Source organism: Chitinophaga lutea (genome assembly GCF_003813775.1).
Lineage (GTDB): Bacteria > Bacteroidota > Bacteroidia > Chitinophagales > Chitinophagaceae > Chitinophaga > Chitinophaga lutea.
Map to the genome: position 1 here is coordinate 265,078 of NZ_RPDH01000001.1, position 14,533 is coordinate 279,610.

General features: G+C 54.6%; 14 protein-coding genes. 7 read left to right on the forward strand and 7 right to left on the reverse strand.

The features are described 5' to 3' along the window. Window positions 1-102: 102 nt before the first annotated feature. Window positions 103-966, reverse strand: coding sequence for an AraC family transcriptional regulator (locus EGT74_RS00980; protein WP_123844609.1), 864 nt, complete (start codon window positions 964-966; stop codon window positions 103-105). Window positions 967-1,088: 122 nt separating this feature from the next. Here EGT74_RS00980 and EGT74_RS00985 point away from each other — a divergent pair, with 122 nt between their 5' ends. Beyond that, on the forward strand, window positions 1,089-2,051 hold the full coding sequence (locus EGT74_RS00985; RefSeq protein WP_123844611.1) for a zinc-binding alcohol dehydrogenase family protein: 963 nt from the start codon (window positions 1,089-1,091) through the stop codon (window positions 2,049-2,051). Between the two features lies 1 nt (window position 2,052). Here the strand turns inward: EGT74_RS00985 and EGT74_RS00990 are convergent, their stop codons facing one another. Further along, window positions 2,053-2,850, reverse strand: a complete 798-nt coding sequence (locus EGT74_RS00990; RefSeq protein ID WP_123844612.1) for an aminoglycoside phosphotransferase family protein — start codon at window positions 2,848-2,850, stop codon at window positions 2,053-2,055. Window positions 2,851-2,904: 54 nt separating this feature from the next. Between EGT74_RS00990 and EGT74_RS00995 the strand changes: the two genes are divergently transcribed. Next, a complete protein-coding gene (locus EGT74_RS00995) occupies window positions 2,905-4,074 on the forward strand; it encodes a glycosyltransferase family 87 protein (RefSeq protein WP_123844613.1) in 1,170 nt (389 codons plus the stop codon). 2 nt (window positions 4,075-4,076) lie between these two features. On the opposite strand, the gene EGT74_RS01000 is transcribed toward EGT74_RS00995, so the two are convergent. Continuing rightward, a complete protein-coding gene (locus EGT74_RS01000) occupies window positions 4,077-4,808 on the reverse strand; it encodes a ThuA domain-containing protein (RefSeq protein WP_123844615.1) in 732 nt (243 codons plus the stop codon). A gap of 51 nt (window positions 4,809-4,859) precedes the next feature. Between EGT74_RS01000 and EGT74_RS01005 the strand changes: the two genes are divergently transcribed. After that, window positions 4,860-5,633: a helix-turn-helix domain-containing protein gene (locus EGT74_RS01005; protein ID WP_123844616.1), complete on the forward strand. Its 774-nt coding sequence runs from the start codon at window positions 4,860-4,862 to the stop codon at window positions 5,631-5,633. A gap of 71 nt (window positions 5,634-5,704) precedes the next feature. Continuing rightward, window positions 5,705-6,622 (forward strand): ester cyclase, encoded by a 918-nt coding sequence (locus tag EGT74_RS01010; RefSeq protein ID WP_158617947.1) that lies wholly within the window; start codon window positions 5,705-5,707, stop codon window positions 6,620-6,622. A 273-nt stretch (window positions 6,623-6,895) separates the two neighbouring features. Here EGT74_RS01010 and EGT74_RS01015 read toward each other — a convergent pair whose 3' ends face one another. The 4 genes from EGT74_RS01015 to EGT74_RS01030 all read right to left on the reverse strand — a co-directional run bounded on the left by EGT74_RS01015 (window position 6,896) and on the right by EGT74_RS01030 (window position 11,273). Next, the gene (locus EGT74_RS01015) at window positions 6,896-7,417 is read right to left on the reverse strand and encodes a GNAT family N-acetyltransferase (protein WP_123844618.1); all 522 of its coding nucleotides are present in this window, start codon (window positions 7,415-7,417) and stop codon (window positions 6,896-6,898) included. A gap of 25 nt (window positions 7,418-7,442) precedes the next feature. Then, window positions 7,443-8,348 (reverse strand): helix-turn-helix domain-containing protein, encoded by a 906-nt coding sequence (locus EGT74_RS01020; RefSeq protein ID WP_123844620.1) that lies wholly within the window; start codon window positions 8,346-8,348, stop codon window positions 7,443-7,445. Window positions 8,349-8,434: 86 nt separating this feature from the next. After that, window positions 8,435-10,366: an SGNH/GDSL hydrolase family protein gene (locus tag EGT74_RS01025; RefSeq protein WP_123844621.1), complete on the reverse strand. Its 1,932-nt coding sequence runs from the start codon at window positions 10,364-10,366 to the stop codon at window positions 8,435-8,437. 145 nt (window positions 10,367-10,511) lie between these two features. Continuing rightward, the gene (locus EGT74_RS01030) at window positions 10,512-11,273 is read right to left on the reverse strand and encodes a class I SAM-dependent methyltransferase (RefSeq protein WP_123844623.1); all 762 of its coding nucleotides are present in this window, start codon (window positions 11,271-11,273) and stop codon (window positions 10,512-10,514) included. 141 nt (window positions 11,274-11,414) lie between these two features. Between EGT74_RS01030 and EGT74_RS01035 the strand changes: the two genes are divergently transcribed. The 3 genes from EGT74_RS01035 (at window position 11,415) to EGT74_RS01045 (ending at window position 14,475) form a co-directional block, all read left to right on the forward strand. Continuing rightward, window positions 11,415-12,692: a serine hydrolase domain-containing protein gene (locus EGT74_RS01035; RefSeq protein ID WP_123844625.1), complete on the forward strand. Its 1,278-nt coding sequence runs from the start codon at window positions 11,415-11,417 to the stop codon at window positions 12,690-12,692. A 116-nt stretch (window positions 12,693-12,808) separates the two neighbouring features. Beyond that, entirely contained in the window at window positions 12,809-13,624 is an 816-nt protein-coding gene (locus EGT74_RS01040) for a DUF6597 domain-containing transcriptional factor (protein WP_123844627.1), read from the forward strand. 86 nt (window positions 13,625-13,710) lie between these two features. Further along, the gene (locus EGT74_RS01045) at window positions 13,711-14,475 is read left to right on the forward strand and encodes an isocitrate lyase/PEP mutase family protein (protein ID WP_123844628.1); all 765 of its coding nucleotides are present in this window, start codon (window positions 13,711-13,713) and stop codon (window positions 14,473-14,475) included. Window positions 14,476-14,533 lie beyond the last annotated feature (58 nt).

A 14,533-nucleotide genomic window follows, 5' to 3' on the forward strand; every position in this document is an offset into this window, starting at 1 on the left:
GGCTACAACAAGGACCTCCACGGAAACCCTGCTATCCCCATCAGACACCGGCTGACTGGTACCTATGGTAGAGCCGGTTTTAATGGCTGGTGATGCCACAACTTACCGGTGCGTTTGCAGGTAGTCGCGTTTATATTCCAGGGGCTTTTTACCGGTAATGAACTTGAACTGGTGGTTAAAATGGGAGATGTTGTTGTATCCGCATTCATAGCCTATTTCCGCCACGGTCTTTTCATCTTCCACGAGCAGTTTGCAGGCATGGCCGATACGCACTTCCATGAGGAACTGCACGTATGTTTTGCGGGTGCGGTTTTTGAAGAAGCGGCAGAACGACGGGCGCGTCATATGCAGTAAGCCGGCCACGGTATCGAGTGATATCTTTTCGTGGTAATGCCGCATGGTGTATTCGAAAATCGTCTTGATGCGTTCTTCGTCGGTAGCCGCAACGGGGCTTTGCATGAAACCCGTGGAGGAGAGCGGCACACAGTCGCGGCTGTCCGCGATTTCCTGGAGCATGAGCAGCAGGTTCACCATTCTGCGGCCGGGCGTATCATCCAGCATCTGTTCGATGAGTTGCCCGGCACGTTCGCGGATGCCGCCTTCGAGCCGCAGGCCGTTGGCGGCGCGGGCAAAGAGGCTCCGGATGTCCTTGGATTCCGGCAGGCCCAGAAAATACTCTCCCAGCATATCCGGCAGGAATTTGACGCAGATCGTTTCGCCCGCTTCCATATGTTCCGCTTCGTGCCGGAAACAATGCGGCAGGTTGGTGCCCGTCATTACCACATCGCCCGTCTGGAAATGCCCGATATGATCGCCTATGAGCCAGGTACCGGCGCTGCGCCGGATATACAGCAATTCTATTTCGGCATGGTAATGCCAGTTATTAATCATGTTCACGCCCACATCTTTCCGCACGGTAAACGAAAGATTCGGTGTGGCCGTCATTTGACGCAATACAGGTTTCATCGCATTGTTAATATAGTGCAATTTTTTGAAAGAAAAAGACAGTTTACGGGTGGATAAATTGATAAGTTTGTAACAATTTCACGTTACAAGCCTGCTACGCAATCAACCCGAGGGGAAATATTATGAAAGCACTGATCTGCACCACACCGGGCCATATGGAATACATCGATATCCCGGCTCCTGAAATGAAAAAAGGACAAACCATCATCCGCATCCTGCGCACCGGCATCTGCGGCACCGATTTCCATGCCTACCAGGGCACGCAACCGTATTTCAACTATCCCCGCATTCTTGGGCACGAGCTGGCGGGTGAAATTGTGGACAGCGACGGCGGAGAAGGTTTTGCGCCCGGCGACCAGGTGACCTTCATCCCCTATTATCACTGCGGGGAATGCAACGCCTGCCTGCGCGGCAAAACCAACTGCTGCGTCAAAATGCAGGTATGCGGCGTGCATGTGGACGGCGGCATGCGCGAATACCTCTCCGTACCGACGGCGGCGTTAATCAAACACGACGGCCTCAGTCTCGATGAACTGGCCTTAACCGAACCCCTCGCCATCGGCGCACACGGCATCCGGCGCGCAGGCGTGGAACCCGGCGAATCGGTGCTGATCGTGGGCGCGGGACCTATCGGGCTGGGACTGATGGAATTCGCCAAAATCGCGGGCGCGGAGGTAACGGTCACCGACCGCAATCCCGAGCGTCTCGAGTTCGGCAGGAAAGCAGGCGTACAGGTAACGGACAAACCCGGCGACATCACCGCCGATGTGGTGATCGACGCCACCGGCAACCTTGCCGCGCTCAACGGTTCGCTGCAATATCTCGCGCACGGCGGACGGTATGTACTGGTGGGATTGCAGAAAGAAGCCCTCACCATCGCCCATCCCGAACTGCATAAAAGGGAAGGCGCCATCATGAGCAGCCGCAACGCCACCCGCCAGGATTTTGAACTCGTGACGCAAAGCATCAGCAGCAAACGGGTAACGCCAGCGGATTACATCACGCACCGGGTACAGTTCGGCGACCTCAAAGCGCTCATGGAAAATTATCCGAAGAAAAGCATCAAGGTAATGGTGGAATACTGAGTTACTTCCGCAGCTCAGCCAGGGCCATCTCCCCGATGGCGAGGTCGATGTCCGCGTTCATATTGTCTTCCAGGAACCACACGGCCGACAAACCGGTCCAGGCCAGCGTCCACCGCAGCATGCGCTGGCGGTCGATGCCCGTCATCTCAGTGACCGTCTGCAAGCGGCTGAAGAACCGCTCCCGCGGGGTGGCGGACGCAAAATCAGGATTACAGAAAATATTCGCGTAATCAAATGCCCTGTCGCCGATGATCCATTTGGGATCGATGGCCAGCCAGCCGCGTTCTTCAAAATCGAGAAAGTTATCGTGGTGTACGTCGCCATGCAACACCACCTCCTCCTGTTGCGCATCGAGGAGCTGCTCCGCCATCCGGGCCGCTTCCGTGATGACGCCGCCGTATTTGTGCCCGTGCAGCGTCAGGTCGCGGAACCAGTCTTTCAGCGATTTCAGTGCAGGCCGGGGGCCGTTTTTCGGCGCGTGGAGACGCATGGTGGCCGTGCAGAGAATGCGGGTGGCTGCTTCATCCTCGCCATTACGGGCCATGGCCGCCAGCGAGCGTGTTCCTTCCGCGCGCTCCAGCAACAGGGCATCCTTGTGATGCGCCAGTACTTTCGCGGCGCCCTCTCCGTTCCACCACACCATCACCGCGCCACCGGCTTTTTCATCCGGTTCTACCGCAATTTTCAGCATGGCGGGTGCGCCGTTCCGTTTCACCGGCAACAGGCGGCTGCTGTGCGTGATGATCGGTTCTCCGTCCGGAATGAGCTGCCAGCGCCCTATATATTCGTCGAATTGCATTCGTAAATCTAAAGAATATGCCCTAATTTCAATACCACCTCGAAAACCCGCTGCATGAAAAAACGTCTGACCTTATCGATGCTGGGAGCAAGAGACTGGCCCGCGCTGCTGCTGTGGTTCGGGCTATCGGCCGCCGTGGCGGCCAAAGAGCTGCTGGTGCACAACATGAACAACTACATCATTTTTAAACATGTATTCCTGCATGTGCGCGCGCAGCAGCCGCTGTACATTCCCTACCCCGAGTATTTCGACGTTAACATGTATGGTCCGCTGTTCAGCCTGATCATCGCCCCTTTCGCACTACTGCCGGATGCAGCGGGCGCTTTTCTATGGGTGATGGCGAATGCCGCGTTCCTTTACATCGCGATCCGGCAACTACCGCTGAACCGCATCCAGCAAAACCTCATCCTGATCTTTTCCAGCCACGAACTGATGGCGGCCAGCAGTTACTTCCAGTTCAACCCGGCCATTGCCGCCTGCCTGATACTGAGCTTTACATGTATCTTAAAAGGGAAAGATTTTTGGGCGGCTTTTCTTATCATGGCCGGCACGTTCACCAAGCTGTACGGCATCGCAGGACTTGCTTTTTTCTTCTTCAGCCGAAACCGCCTCCGGCTGACCGGCAGCCTGGTGCTGTGGGCAGCGGTCATGTTCGCACTACCGCTGGCGCTTGCGCCCATGGCGTATATTTTGCGCACCTACCACGAATGGATGGCCGCACTCCTGGAAAAGAACGATAAGAATTACCGCTTCCATGAGGGGATCGTGCTGCAGAACATTTCCGCGATGGGTTTTATACAACGGGTATTCCGGCTGCCTGCCCTGAGTAACTGGTGGGTGCTGGGGCCGGGCCTGCTGCTTTTCTTTTCGCAATACAGCCGCCTGCGGTGGAAGGAACATCCCCGTTACCAATTGTACCTGCTGGCCTCTACCCTGCTGTTTACGGTGCTATTCAGCACCAGTTCCGAATCGCCCACCTACATCATCGCATTCCCGGCAGTGTGCATCTGGTATGTGCTGCAGCCAGCCACCAAATGGAACAATGCGTTATTCATTTTCATACTCATCGGCACCAGTTTTTCACATTCGGATTTGGTGACGCCCTGGGTCAAAAAGAACATCGTGCTTCCTTATGCATTCAAAGCCTTTCCCTGCCTGCTGCTATGGCTGATACTGGTGTACCAGGTACTGCGCGGGCAATTCCTGCGCCTGCGCCCGTCATGAGGTTATTTTTTACGGTGGTGCTGTACCGACCAATGAATCCCCTGTTGTAACAGTTTCCTGTAATTGGGATTGGCAAAGGCTTCCGGGCCATGCCCCAGCTGAATGAACAGCACATCGGTATTGGCATAATGATTGACCCAGCCGATGTACCGCGAACTGCCGGGATGCGTGGTGCTCAGCAGCGGGTGGATACCGGGCTGTATACCGAAGTTGCCGTACACCTCATCGTATATTTCGAAATCCTGCAGCCCTTTGGTAACAGGGTGTTGCCGGTCTTCTATCTTCACGGGGATCACCACATCGTGCTGATAACTGGATGTAAGGGTATCTCCATTCACCAGCGTCGCTTTTTCATAGTATTTGCCGCCAAGGATGTGCTGAAACTCGTTCCAGTTACGTTGGTACGAAACAAGGGCATGATGCAGGAAGATCATGGCCGTGCCCTTTTGCAGCAATTGCAGGTAGGCCTGTTGCTGCTGCGGGGTGATGGAATCGTACATATCGTAAAATACCAGCGCGTCGTACTTTTTCACCGCCGGTGCAGCGATGAGCTCGTTGGCCTGCGGCTGCGCCAGTTTATCGTAGGTGATACCGGCCAGGGAGTCGAACATCTGGTAAAAAGGCACCTGTTTAAAGCCGTGACCGCCAGTAATAACGAGAATATGTGCTTTTTGCTGCGCCGTGCATACGATACTGCACAATAGCAGGATGATGGCTGCTGTTGCTGCTTTCATAACGGGGAAATTTACAGTAAGGTAAGAAATTTCGCTAATTTTGCGGGGAGCATGAAAGTCGAAAAATTCTTTCCGTCACCTGCATTGAAGCCATTTATAAAGGCTTACCTCATTGTTGAAAGTGAGCAGGAAGCCGACAGCAAAACCATTCCCGACACGGCTATCGTGATGGCGTTCCGTTATGCGGGGAATGTGCTCAGGAAAGAAGACGGACAGCTCGAGAACATCCCCGCCACGGCCATTTCCGGCCTGCGCAAATCGGCCCGCCTATTTAACTATCAGCGCCAAACCGGCAACCTCCTGGTGATACTGAACGAAGGCGGCATCGCCGCGTTTTCCGGCCTGCCGGCACATGAGCTGTTCGGGCTCAGTATTTCGTCAGACAACCTGTTTCCCGTCGCATCGCTCCGTGAAATCCTGGAGCGCCTCGCCGAAGCGAAGTCGCACCGCCACCGGGTGGGTGTGATGGAAACATTTTTGTTAAAACACCTGGCGGTACGGAAAGCGGATCCGCTGATCGGTGAGGCCATTCAACGGATACAGGCGCAGAACGGGCTGGCGCGGATCAAAGACCTGGCTGCTTCGCTGCACATCAGCCAGGACCCGTTTGAAAAAAGATTCCGGCACCTCATCGGCGCCAGCCCTAAACAATACGCGTCTATCATCCGGCTCCGGAACGTCATCAGCCGCTATCCCCACTCCCCTTCCCTGACCGCCGCTTCGTACGATGCGGGTTACTTCGATCAGTCGCATTTCATCAAAGATTTCCGCCTGTTTACCGGGCAATCGCCAAAAGACTTTTTCAAGTCGGAGCCCTTCTGGTAAATATCCCTCTCAAATCAATGATTTTTTACAATTCCACGGGGCGCCCGGCGGGTAACTTTGTCAAAAAAACAATGAAAACGATATGTATCGGGGCCATGCTGTTCACCGGCATCCTGCCTGCCCACGCTATCCATCCTATCACAAAAACAGTTATCATGACGAACGAAAAAACCGCTGTGCATCATCCGCACGAGACAACTCCATCCGCAACAGTGAACAACCCTGTTATACCTCCCCCGCACGAAGAACCTGCCACAGCCAGCAACAAAGCTGCCGTACGACGGTTGTATGAAGAAGCGCTGAACAAAAGGAACATGACGATATTACCTGCGCTGGTATCGCCGGAATACAGCCTCGGCGACCATCAGGGGCCAGCCGGGTTTGAAGCCTCACTGGCGCCGCTGATCAAAGCCTTCCCCGATATGCAATGGCATATTGAATCGATTGTAGCGGAGGGCGACCAGGTAGCGGTGAGCTGGTATTGGGAAGGCACGCACGCCGCGCAGTACCTTCACTATCCAGCCACCGGGAAAAAAGTGAGAAACACCGGCATCGGGATCCATACGTTCAAAGACGGGAAACTGTTCCGCTCCCAACTGATGACCGACCGTCTTGGATTTTTACAGTCGCTCGACGTGCTGCCTGCTACCATACCTGCTCCCGCCGCTAAAAACGGACAGGTGAGCTTCATCGACAAATTCCTCGTACCACCCGCCGCCATACAGGAATTCCGGGAAAGGACCCGCATCAACCGCGCATTCATCAAAACGCTGCCCGGCTTCATCGACGACGCTGCGTATGAATACAACGACGAAAAGGGCAACCTCGTTTGCGTAACAGTGGCGCAATGGGAAAGCCGCGAAGCCCTTGCGAAGGCAAAAGCAGCTGTACAGGTGCTATATCAGCAGCAGGGTTTTGATCCGGCAGCGATGTTCAAACGCCTGAACATCATGGCGGACAGGGGAGTTTATACCGAAACGGCGGAGTGAGGGCTTAACAAGCCGGTTTGCTCAGACGACTATCACGGCGGACAGGGTAGTTTATACCGAAGTGGCGGAGCGAAGATTTGATGAACCGGTTTGATCCCGTGAACATCACGGCAGACCGGGGAGTTTGTAACGAATCCTCGAAGAGAAGATTTAATGCGCCCTTAACGATGACCTCCGGCTTGTACAAGACAACAACGCTCAACAACGGCCGGTAAGTTGTAAGCAGAAAAGTCTCTTCACAAATGGGTGCTTTGAAAGCATCCATTTGTTTTTTCAGCCGATCTGTTTCCAGTAGATGATCGTTCCGGTGAGGCCGCCATGGGGCTTGAGCGCATAGCCGGGAATTTCGCCGGCGGCTTGGAATCCCAATCCTTCATACAATCCCGATGCCCCGCCATCGGTGGCCGTATCCAGTGTGAGCAGGGTGCGGCCTTGCTCCACCGCCAGCTGTTCCGCCGCCACCATCAATGCACGGGCGATGCCTTTGCCGCGGTATTGCACGCGGGTCATCAGTTTTGCGATTTCGGCGCGGTGAGGCTGGTTGGGTGGACATTGCAGCAGCAACGTCACTGTGCCAGCCAGTACCGTTCCATCGTAGATACCGAGGATAACCCTTTCGCCGCGCGCCGCAGCGTCGAGTGAGCTTTCCCAGAACGCCGATGCTTCCTCCCTTGCCAGCGGATGCATAAAACTGACGGAGCCGCCGTTGGCCACAGTTTCGATGATCAGGCCAGCCAGGTCGCTGATGGTTTGCGTTGATTTGTTGAGCCGGATGATGTTGAAGGTAGACGCCATAGGCCATAAAATTACCGAATCCGCGTTATTTCCGGAAGTCCTTCGGCGTTACCTGCGCATACTTTTTGAAGAATTTGATAAAATGCGAGAGGTCTTCAAAACCAAGACAAGCGGCTATCTCGGAAATATTCCAGTTCGTATGTTTGAGCAGAGCGCGGGCTTCGAGCGCGATGCGCTCCGCGATAAGCGCCGTGGTGGTTTTCCCCGTACTGTCTTTCAGTACTTTGTTGAGGTGGTTGACGTGCAGGTTCAACTGCTTCGCATATTCACCGGCCGTTCGGAGATGAATGGCCTGCAGCGTGGATTCAATCGGGAACTGCCTTTCCAATAGCTCCAGGAACAGCCCGGTAATGCGTTCCGATGCGTTGGAATCCGTTTTACCCGGCTGGCTGATCATGCCCGGGCGCAGCTTCAGCGCAATATGGATCAGTTCCAGCACCAGGCCGCGCAACACATCGTATTTGTAGGGATAATCCGAGGCGATTTCGGCAAACATCTTTTCATAGATGGCCTTTACCTGAAGGGCCTCTTCATCGGTGAGATCAAGCACGGGCGTACCGTCTGGCCGGTACAGCGGGTATTCCCGGATGTTGCCGTACCCTTTGAAAAAATCTTCAGTGAACACACAAAAAACGGCCCGTACTTCGGGGCCCGTGGGCGCCCAGTTATATGGGATCTGCGGGTTGGCGAACAGCAGCATGTTCTGTTTTACCGTCATGATCTTGTCCGCATAATGCACTTCGTTACCGCCGGAAATGAGGCTGATCTTGTAATAATCTTTCCGGCTGTAAGGCATCGGGTGCGCCGCTTCGCCGCCTTTGAAATCATCGAGGCGGAACACGTTGAAGTGCCCGATTTTCCGGATGATCTCGCTGGGTAATACGCCCAGGCGGGTGCGATAAAAGTTTTCCAGCGTTTCCGGCTTTTCCATCTTCCAAATTTAAGGATAAACAAAGTTAACGCTGTTTACCGGTATCCATTGGTCGGATTCAAAGAAGAAACGGCATCCTTCAATCATTATTCGTTCACAAGGAAATGGGCGATGCGGCAGGCCGTGCCTGTGGCCGCGGGATCATGCTCCTGCAGTATTTCCACCTGGAGGCGGTGTTTGCCGGGAGCCAGCTCGTCATCGAGCATCAGGTACCAGGGCAGGTGGAGGCGCTTGCTCCACTGGGTATGCAGGCTAAGGGTGCGGGCCGGTTTGCCGTCGATGCGGTAGCGGATAGTTCCTGCATCCGGCCCTGCCAGTACGGCAAGGCCGATACCACGGCCTTTGAACGTCAGTTCGAACGTAGCGCCGGGCTGCTGCCCTTCCAGCACGGGAATGTTCACGAAACCATCGCGGGTGCCGGCCTCGTCTGCCGGTTTCCAGCTATCCACCACCCGGAACCCTTTTAACTGTGCTGCTTCCTGCACAGCGTGGTAACGGCCATTGTCGTATGCAAACGGATTCAATCGTGCGGGCATTGCGCCCGGTGCGGCCGCCGTGGCCGGTTGCTCCTGCAGCATCGTTTTCATCGTCCGGAAATAAATCTCCTGGCCGAACGGCGAAGGATGCAGGTCTTTGAAATCATACGCCCAGGTGAATTCACCGGCTTTGATGCGGTCGTACACCTCGCGCGACAAATTGATGAAAGACGCACCGTAATGTTTTGCCACTTTTTTGTGCACCGCTACTTCCACCGGCTCTTTACCCGCGTCGTAATCTGCGTTTTTATGAGGATCGGAAAAAGCCATCATAACGGTCGCCGCAGCCGGGTTTTGCCGGTACAGCTGCCGGAGGATGCCTTCCAGGGCGCGCACCTGCGCGGTTTCAGAAAAACCATTGCCCCGGTCGTTCACCGCCGCTTCCACGAACAACAAATCGGGCGTGCCTTTGCCCAACACATCGCGGTGAAAGCGGAAGGCGTGCGGCGTGCTGCCGAGGGACGGAATACCTGCTGCGATGAATGTGAATGTCGTACCGGGAAATGATTCCTCGAGGTACTGCGACACTTTATTGCGCCAGCCTTTATTGTATGTGATGGATCCACCAAGGAAGGCCACCGTTCCGGTTTTCGTCTGGCGAAACTTTTGAAATGCGCGGTTGAGTGAGGCGTTTCTTTCGATGTACGCACTGCTACCGAGTGGCCGGCTGACGGGCACGCTGTGGCGTTCTATAAAATCCGCCAGCTGTGCGGGCTGTTCAATGTAAAAATGATGCCCTGCCAGGTTCTGTTCCCCCCTCGTCATGGGAATGACCGTTGCCGGTCCCCCCAGGCGGGTGTATTCCTGGATGAGCGGGAAAGTATTTTCCTCCGCCGGCACAATGGAATCGTGCAGGCCGATCACGTGCAGTACCGGCACTTTGAAGGCCGCCAGTCCTGCCAGATCTTTCAACGGAATATCCGTGTAGTCGCCGGCGGTGGCTTCCGTTTTCCCGAATAATTGCAGCCATTGGGCCCATTGATCCGGCGCACCTTTGCCGCGGCCCTTTCCGCCCGGCCAGCTTTTAGGATCACAAACCGGCGCTTCCGCATAGATACAAGCTACTTTCCCGGGGTTGCGCTTCGCCCATCCGTACACATACAGTCCTCCCCGGCTAACACCTTCCAGCGCCACCTTCGGAGCCATCTGTTTAGTGCCGGTCATATAAGCATAAAAGGCATCCCACACCTGCATCGCCTGCGGATGGCCAAAGAGGTTATTGGTATTGACGTATGCTACGTGGAAGCCGCGTGTCAACAGGATGCTGTCCATCTCCGTATGCCAGTCGGGGAAATGTGCGCGCCAGACCCAGGGGTTGCCGGGCAGCGGCTGACGGGGCATTACATAGAAGGCATCCCGGTCCGCGAAGCGGAACTTTACTTTTTTGAACCCTTTCCAGTCAACGGTAGTTTCACTGCTTTGGGCCGATGCGCTGTGCAGCATGAGGAGCAGGAAGCACACAGACAGTACGCGGAATTTCATCTGAATATCACTTTAGACAGGCAGTAAAATACTCAGAATTCCGGGATATTTCAGTGATGCTAATATCCCATCAGGGTACGCTAAAATACGCGCAGCATTGGCTACATCAAATGAAGAGCGCGCACATTTTCAACGGCCTCATTTTTTATAACGTTCCCGCGTACAATTTGGTCGCATACCGCACCGTAACAGTACCGTTCTCCTGAAAGCGATGGAACAATACACGCAGGTCTTCCACCATCGCATCATAACCCGCTTCACCCGGCGCCGGCACATACGACGAAGAACCGAGCCGGCCTTTCAGCCCGTCGAAGTCAAACACCTGGCGGTTTGGAAAGGTCGCGCTCTCAAATGCGGCAGGATGGAAAAATGCGCTGATTTTTTCTTCATCCGTATTGCGATGATCGACCTGCTTGTAATCGCTGGCATGGCGAACGATCAGTTCATCGTACGCCGCCGAAAACGCATCGTCGGTCAGCCTTTCATTCCAGATAAGCACCACGATCCCCTGCGGTTTGAGGATCCTTTTGAATTCCGGGCGTGTTTGAGCGGCATTGAACCAGTGGAAGGCCTGTCCCGCCACCACGGCGTCCATACTGCCTGTTTCGAGACCGGTATGCTCGGCCGTGCCGTTCACCGCGCGGAAGCCCGGGAAATGCCCCAGCAGCTCTACCGACTTTTCGCGCATGGGACCATTGGGCTCCACACCGGTCACCTCGTAACCGGCCTCCAGCAACAGGGCCGCAGAAATGCCCGTACCGGAGCCTACATCCGCCACAGCGCTGCCTGAAGGCAGGCCGAAGCGTTGCTGCAGGTAATCGATGACCGCAGCAGGATAACCGGGGCGGTATTTAACGTAATCGTCTACACGGTTGCCAAACCGTTCGGTACTGTTATGTGGTGCCATATGCCGGGTATTGGTATACGCTAAAATTACGGCGTGTTTTCATCCCGCATAAAGTCATCACAAAAATGATAGATGGATATAATTCACATTATTTTATTTATAGGTGAATCCGGCTGAACTTTGCGGAAGAAAATCAACACAATGAAACATCAGAAAGGATTTTTTCTACTGGCTGGCCTGATCATTTTATCCGCCTACCATACCACCAGCGCACAACTCAAGCCCGACCGCGCAGTACGAATAGACGCCGTCATCAACAAACATATCGCGGCACGCCACATACCGGGCGCCACAGCGCTCATTCTCCGGCACGGCAAAGTGATCTATCAGCAATCGTTCGGTTATGCGGATATGGAAACCCGAAGAGCGATGCGGGCAGATGATATTTTCAGAATTGCGTCCCAATCCAAAGCCCTGACGAGCCTTGCCGTGATGATGCTGTGGGAGGAAGGCAAATTCCTGCTGGATGATCCCCTGTCCAGGTACATCCCCGCATTCAAAGCCCCGAAAGTACTGGTTTCGCATAATCCCGCCGACGATAGTTATACGACGAGGCCGGCCAGCCGGGAAATCACCATCCGCGACCTGTTGCGCCATACCTCCGGCATTGCTTACGCTGCCGTATTCAGCGACCCGGTAATGCAGCGCATCTATGCGAATGCGGGCATTCCTTCGGGCATCGGCACCAGTACATCCACCATCAGGGAAAAGATGGAATTACTGGCCACCCTTCCTTTACAGCACGACCCCGGGGCGGCCTTCACGTACGGGCTGAACACCGACCTGCTGGGGTACCTCGTTGAAATCTGGAGCGGCCAGCCATTGGATGTCTTCATGCGCCAGCGTGTGTTTGAGCCGCTCGAGATGAAAGACACCTGGTTCCATCTCCCGGCTGGCAAAAAAGACCGGCTGGTGAGTCTCTATGAAACCACCGCCAACGGCGGACTTGAAAAAGTCAACCACCAGTTGTATGAAGGCGTTGACCCGCTGTTCCCCACGCTGAAAGGCAGCTATCTGTCGGGCGGGGCCGGCTTAAGCTCCACTACCGCAGACATGGCGAATTTTTATACGATGTACCTCCAAAAAGGTCAGTTCAAAGGAAAACAGCTGGTGGCGCCGTCTACCGTGGAGTTGATACTGCGCAACCAGTTACGCGAAGGCGTTCACCCGTCTCCCCTTCCGCAGCAACCCGACGATTTTGCTTTCACGCTCGGGGGGTTTGCGCTGACAACAGCCGGCAACGCTTATCTCCAGCCCCGCAGTATCGGCTCGTTCGGTTGGGGAGGCGCCTACAACACACATGGCTGGGCGGATCCGCAAAAGGGACTGATAGTGCTGTTGTTCACACAGGAATATCTCTCGCCTTACTTCTCCATCGGGGAGGAGTTTGAAGCGGCAGTGTACCAGGCGCTGCCATAATATTCCTGCTGTTCCGTTTTTTACAATCCTCTTTTGCACCGCCCGGCGACCTTTGTGGTTGCCGGACGGTGGAGTTTCCGGCATTTCGTATCTTTAATTCACCTCAGCCCGCAACAATGAAATATCGAGAGATAACACCGGCAAACAGGCTACAGCAGTATGTAAAATGTTATTACATCTACGAATCGGATACCAGTACGGCATTTGAGGACATCGTATTTCCCAGCGGCGCGATGGAAATCATCTTCAACCTCGGCGCCGGCCATTGGCAGACCGATGCCGGCAGCGGGTTTGTGACCACGCCGGCCATTGAACTGTGGGGGCAAATCATCCGGCCGTTGCCGGTGAAATCGATCGGAAAAAACACCATGCTGGGCATCCGTTTTTTCCCGCATGCCGCGTCCTTTATCCTCAACGACAAAGCAAGCCTGTTCAACAACCAGGTGGCCGACTTCAGCGACATCTGGGGCGAGGTTACCACCTCGCTGCATGGCAGGCTGCTCGATACGGCTATATGGCAGGAAAGAATTGCGCTGGTCGAAAATTTCCTCCTGCAACGGCTGGCCGCATCGGAAGGAAGATGGAACAAGGCAGGGCTGATCGATCACATCATGCGCGAAATGGGGCACGAAGACTTTTTCGACAATATTGAAAACGTGGCGTCCCGCTATGGCATTACCTCGCGTTACCTGCAAAAACTTTTCCTGCAATACACCGGCCTCACCCCGAAACTGTACACCAAGATCAACCGCTTCCAGCAGAGCCTGAAGCTCGTTACGCAAAAAGATATCCCGTTAACCTCCATCGCATATCATTGCGGCTACTTCGACCAGTCGCATTTCATCAAAGAATTCAAATCCTTCACCGGTCTTACGCCCTCCGGTTACGCCGCAGACACTTCTCCCATCACGGTTGCAGCCGTTCAAAACTGAGCAGTTCCGTTTTATACAATTCCGGGTTGTTGTACGCGTATAATTTTGTACCTGAAATTTATTCATTGTATCATCAACCGGACAATATGAACCACTTCAGAAACCTGCATCATTCCAACGGCCTGCTGTTGCTGCCGAACGCATGGAACGTTAAAAGCGCCCTGATTTTCGAGGAAGAAAAATTCCCGGCCGTAGGCACATCCAGCGCCGCGGTGGCGGCCAGCCTCGGCTACGACGACGGAGAAAAGATCCCTTTCACGGATTATTTCTTCATGCTCAGCCGTATCCGCACATCGGTCAATATCCCATTGTCGGCCGACGTGGAAATGGGTTACGGCATTTCCAACGATGCCATCGCAGACAATATTCTCCGGCTGGCCGACATCGGGGTGGCGGGCATCAACATCGAGGATTCGCTCATCGGCTCTTCCGGGCGAACGCTGAAAAACGCGGGCATCTTCGCCAAAACGGTATCCCATATCAAAAACAGGTTGGCTTCGCGGAATGCGGATATATTCATCAATGTGCGGTCCGACATTTATCTGCTGGATGTTCACAATAAACAGCAGGAACTGGAAGAACGGCTTCCCCTGTATGAGGCGGCCGGAGCGGACGGAATTTTCCTGCCCTGCATCGCTGCGGAAAAAGATATCGCAGCGGCTGCCGGTATCACCAAACTGCCGCTGAACGTGATGTGCATCCCGGGGCTGCCGGATTTCGACACGCTGCATCAGCTGGGCGTCAAACGCATCAGCATGGGGCCCTTTTTGTACAATAAAGTGTATGAAAACGTGGCGCAGCTGACCTCTGCGATCATGGCCAACAGGAACTTCTCCGCCATCCTTTCCTGAATATACAGCTGATGTGTACCGCTCAACGAATCAGCACACATGCCGTTTCACCTCTCCT

Excerpts from the sequence above, each read along its gene's own strand:
- EGT74_RS00980 (WP_123844609.1), bottom strand. The coding sequence starts at position 966 with ATGAAACCTGTATTGCGTCAAATGACGGCCACACCGAATCTTTCGTTT.
- EGT74_RS00985 (WP_123844611.1), top strand. The coding sequence starts at position 1,089 with ATGAAAGCACTGATCTGCACCACACCGGGCCATATGGAATACATCGAT.
- EGT74_RS00990 (WP_123844612.1), bottom strand. The coding sequence starts at position 2,850 with ATGCAATTCGACGAATATATAGGGCGCTGGCAGCTCATTCCGGACGGA.
- EGT74_RS00995 (WP_123844613.1), top strand. The coding sequence starts at position 2,905 with ATGAAAAAACGTCTGACCTTATCGATGCTGGGAGCAAGAGACTGGCCC.
- EGT74_RS01000 (WP_123844615.1), bottom strand. The coding sequence starts at position 4,808 with ATGAAAGCAGCAACAGCAGCCATCATCCTGCTATTGTGCAGTATCGTA.
- EGT74_RS01005 (WP_123844616.1), top strand. The coding sequence starts at position 4,860 with ATGAAAGTCGAAAAATTCTTTCCGTCACCTGCATTGAAGCCATTTATA.
- EGT74_RS01010 (WP_158617947.1), top strand. The coding sequence starts at position 5,705 with ATGAAAACGATATGTATCGGGGCCATGCTGTTCACCGGCATCCTGCCT.
- EGT74_RS01015 (WP_123844618.1), bottom strand. The coding sequence starts at position 7,417 with ATGGCGTCTACCTTCAACATCATCCGGCTCAACAAATCAACGCAAACC.
- EGT74_RS01020 (WP_123844620.1), bottom strand. The coding sequence starts at position 8,348 with ATGGAAAAGCCGGAAACGCTGGAAAACTTTTATCGCACCCGCCTGGGC.
- EGT74_RS01025 (WP_123844621.1), bottom strand. The coding sequence starts at position 10,366 with ATGAAATTCCGCGTACTGTCTGTGTGCTTCCTGCTCCTCATGCTGCAC.
- EGT74_RS01030 (WP_123844623.1), bottom strand. The coding sequence starts at position 11,273 with ATGGCACCACATAACAGTACCGAACGGTTTGGCAACCGTGTAGACGAT.
- EGT74_RS01035 (WP_123844625.1), top strand. The coding sequence starts at position 11,415 with ATGAAACATCAGAAAGGATTTTTTCTACTGGCTGGCCTGATCATTTTA.
- EGT74_RS01040 (WP_123844627.1), top strand. The coding sequence starts at position 12,809 with ATGAAATATCGAGAGATAACACCGGCAAACAGGCTACAGCAGTATGTA.
- EGT74_RS01045 (WP_123844628.1), top strand. The coding sequence starts at position 13,711 with ATGAACCACTTCAGAAACCTGCATCATTCCAACGGCCTGCTGTTGCTG.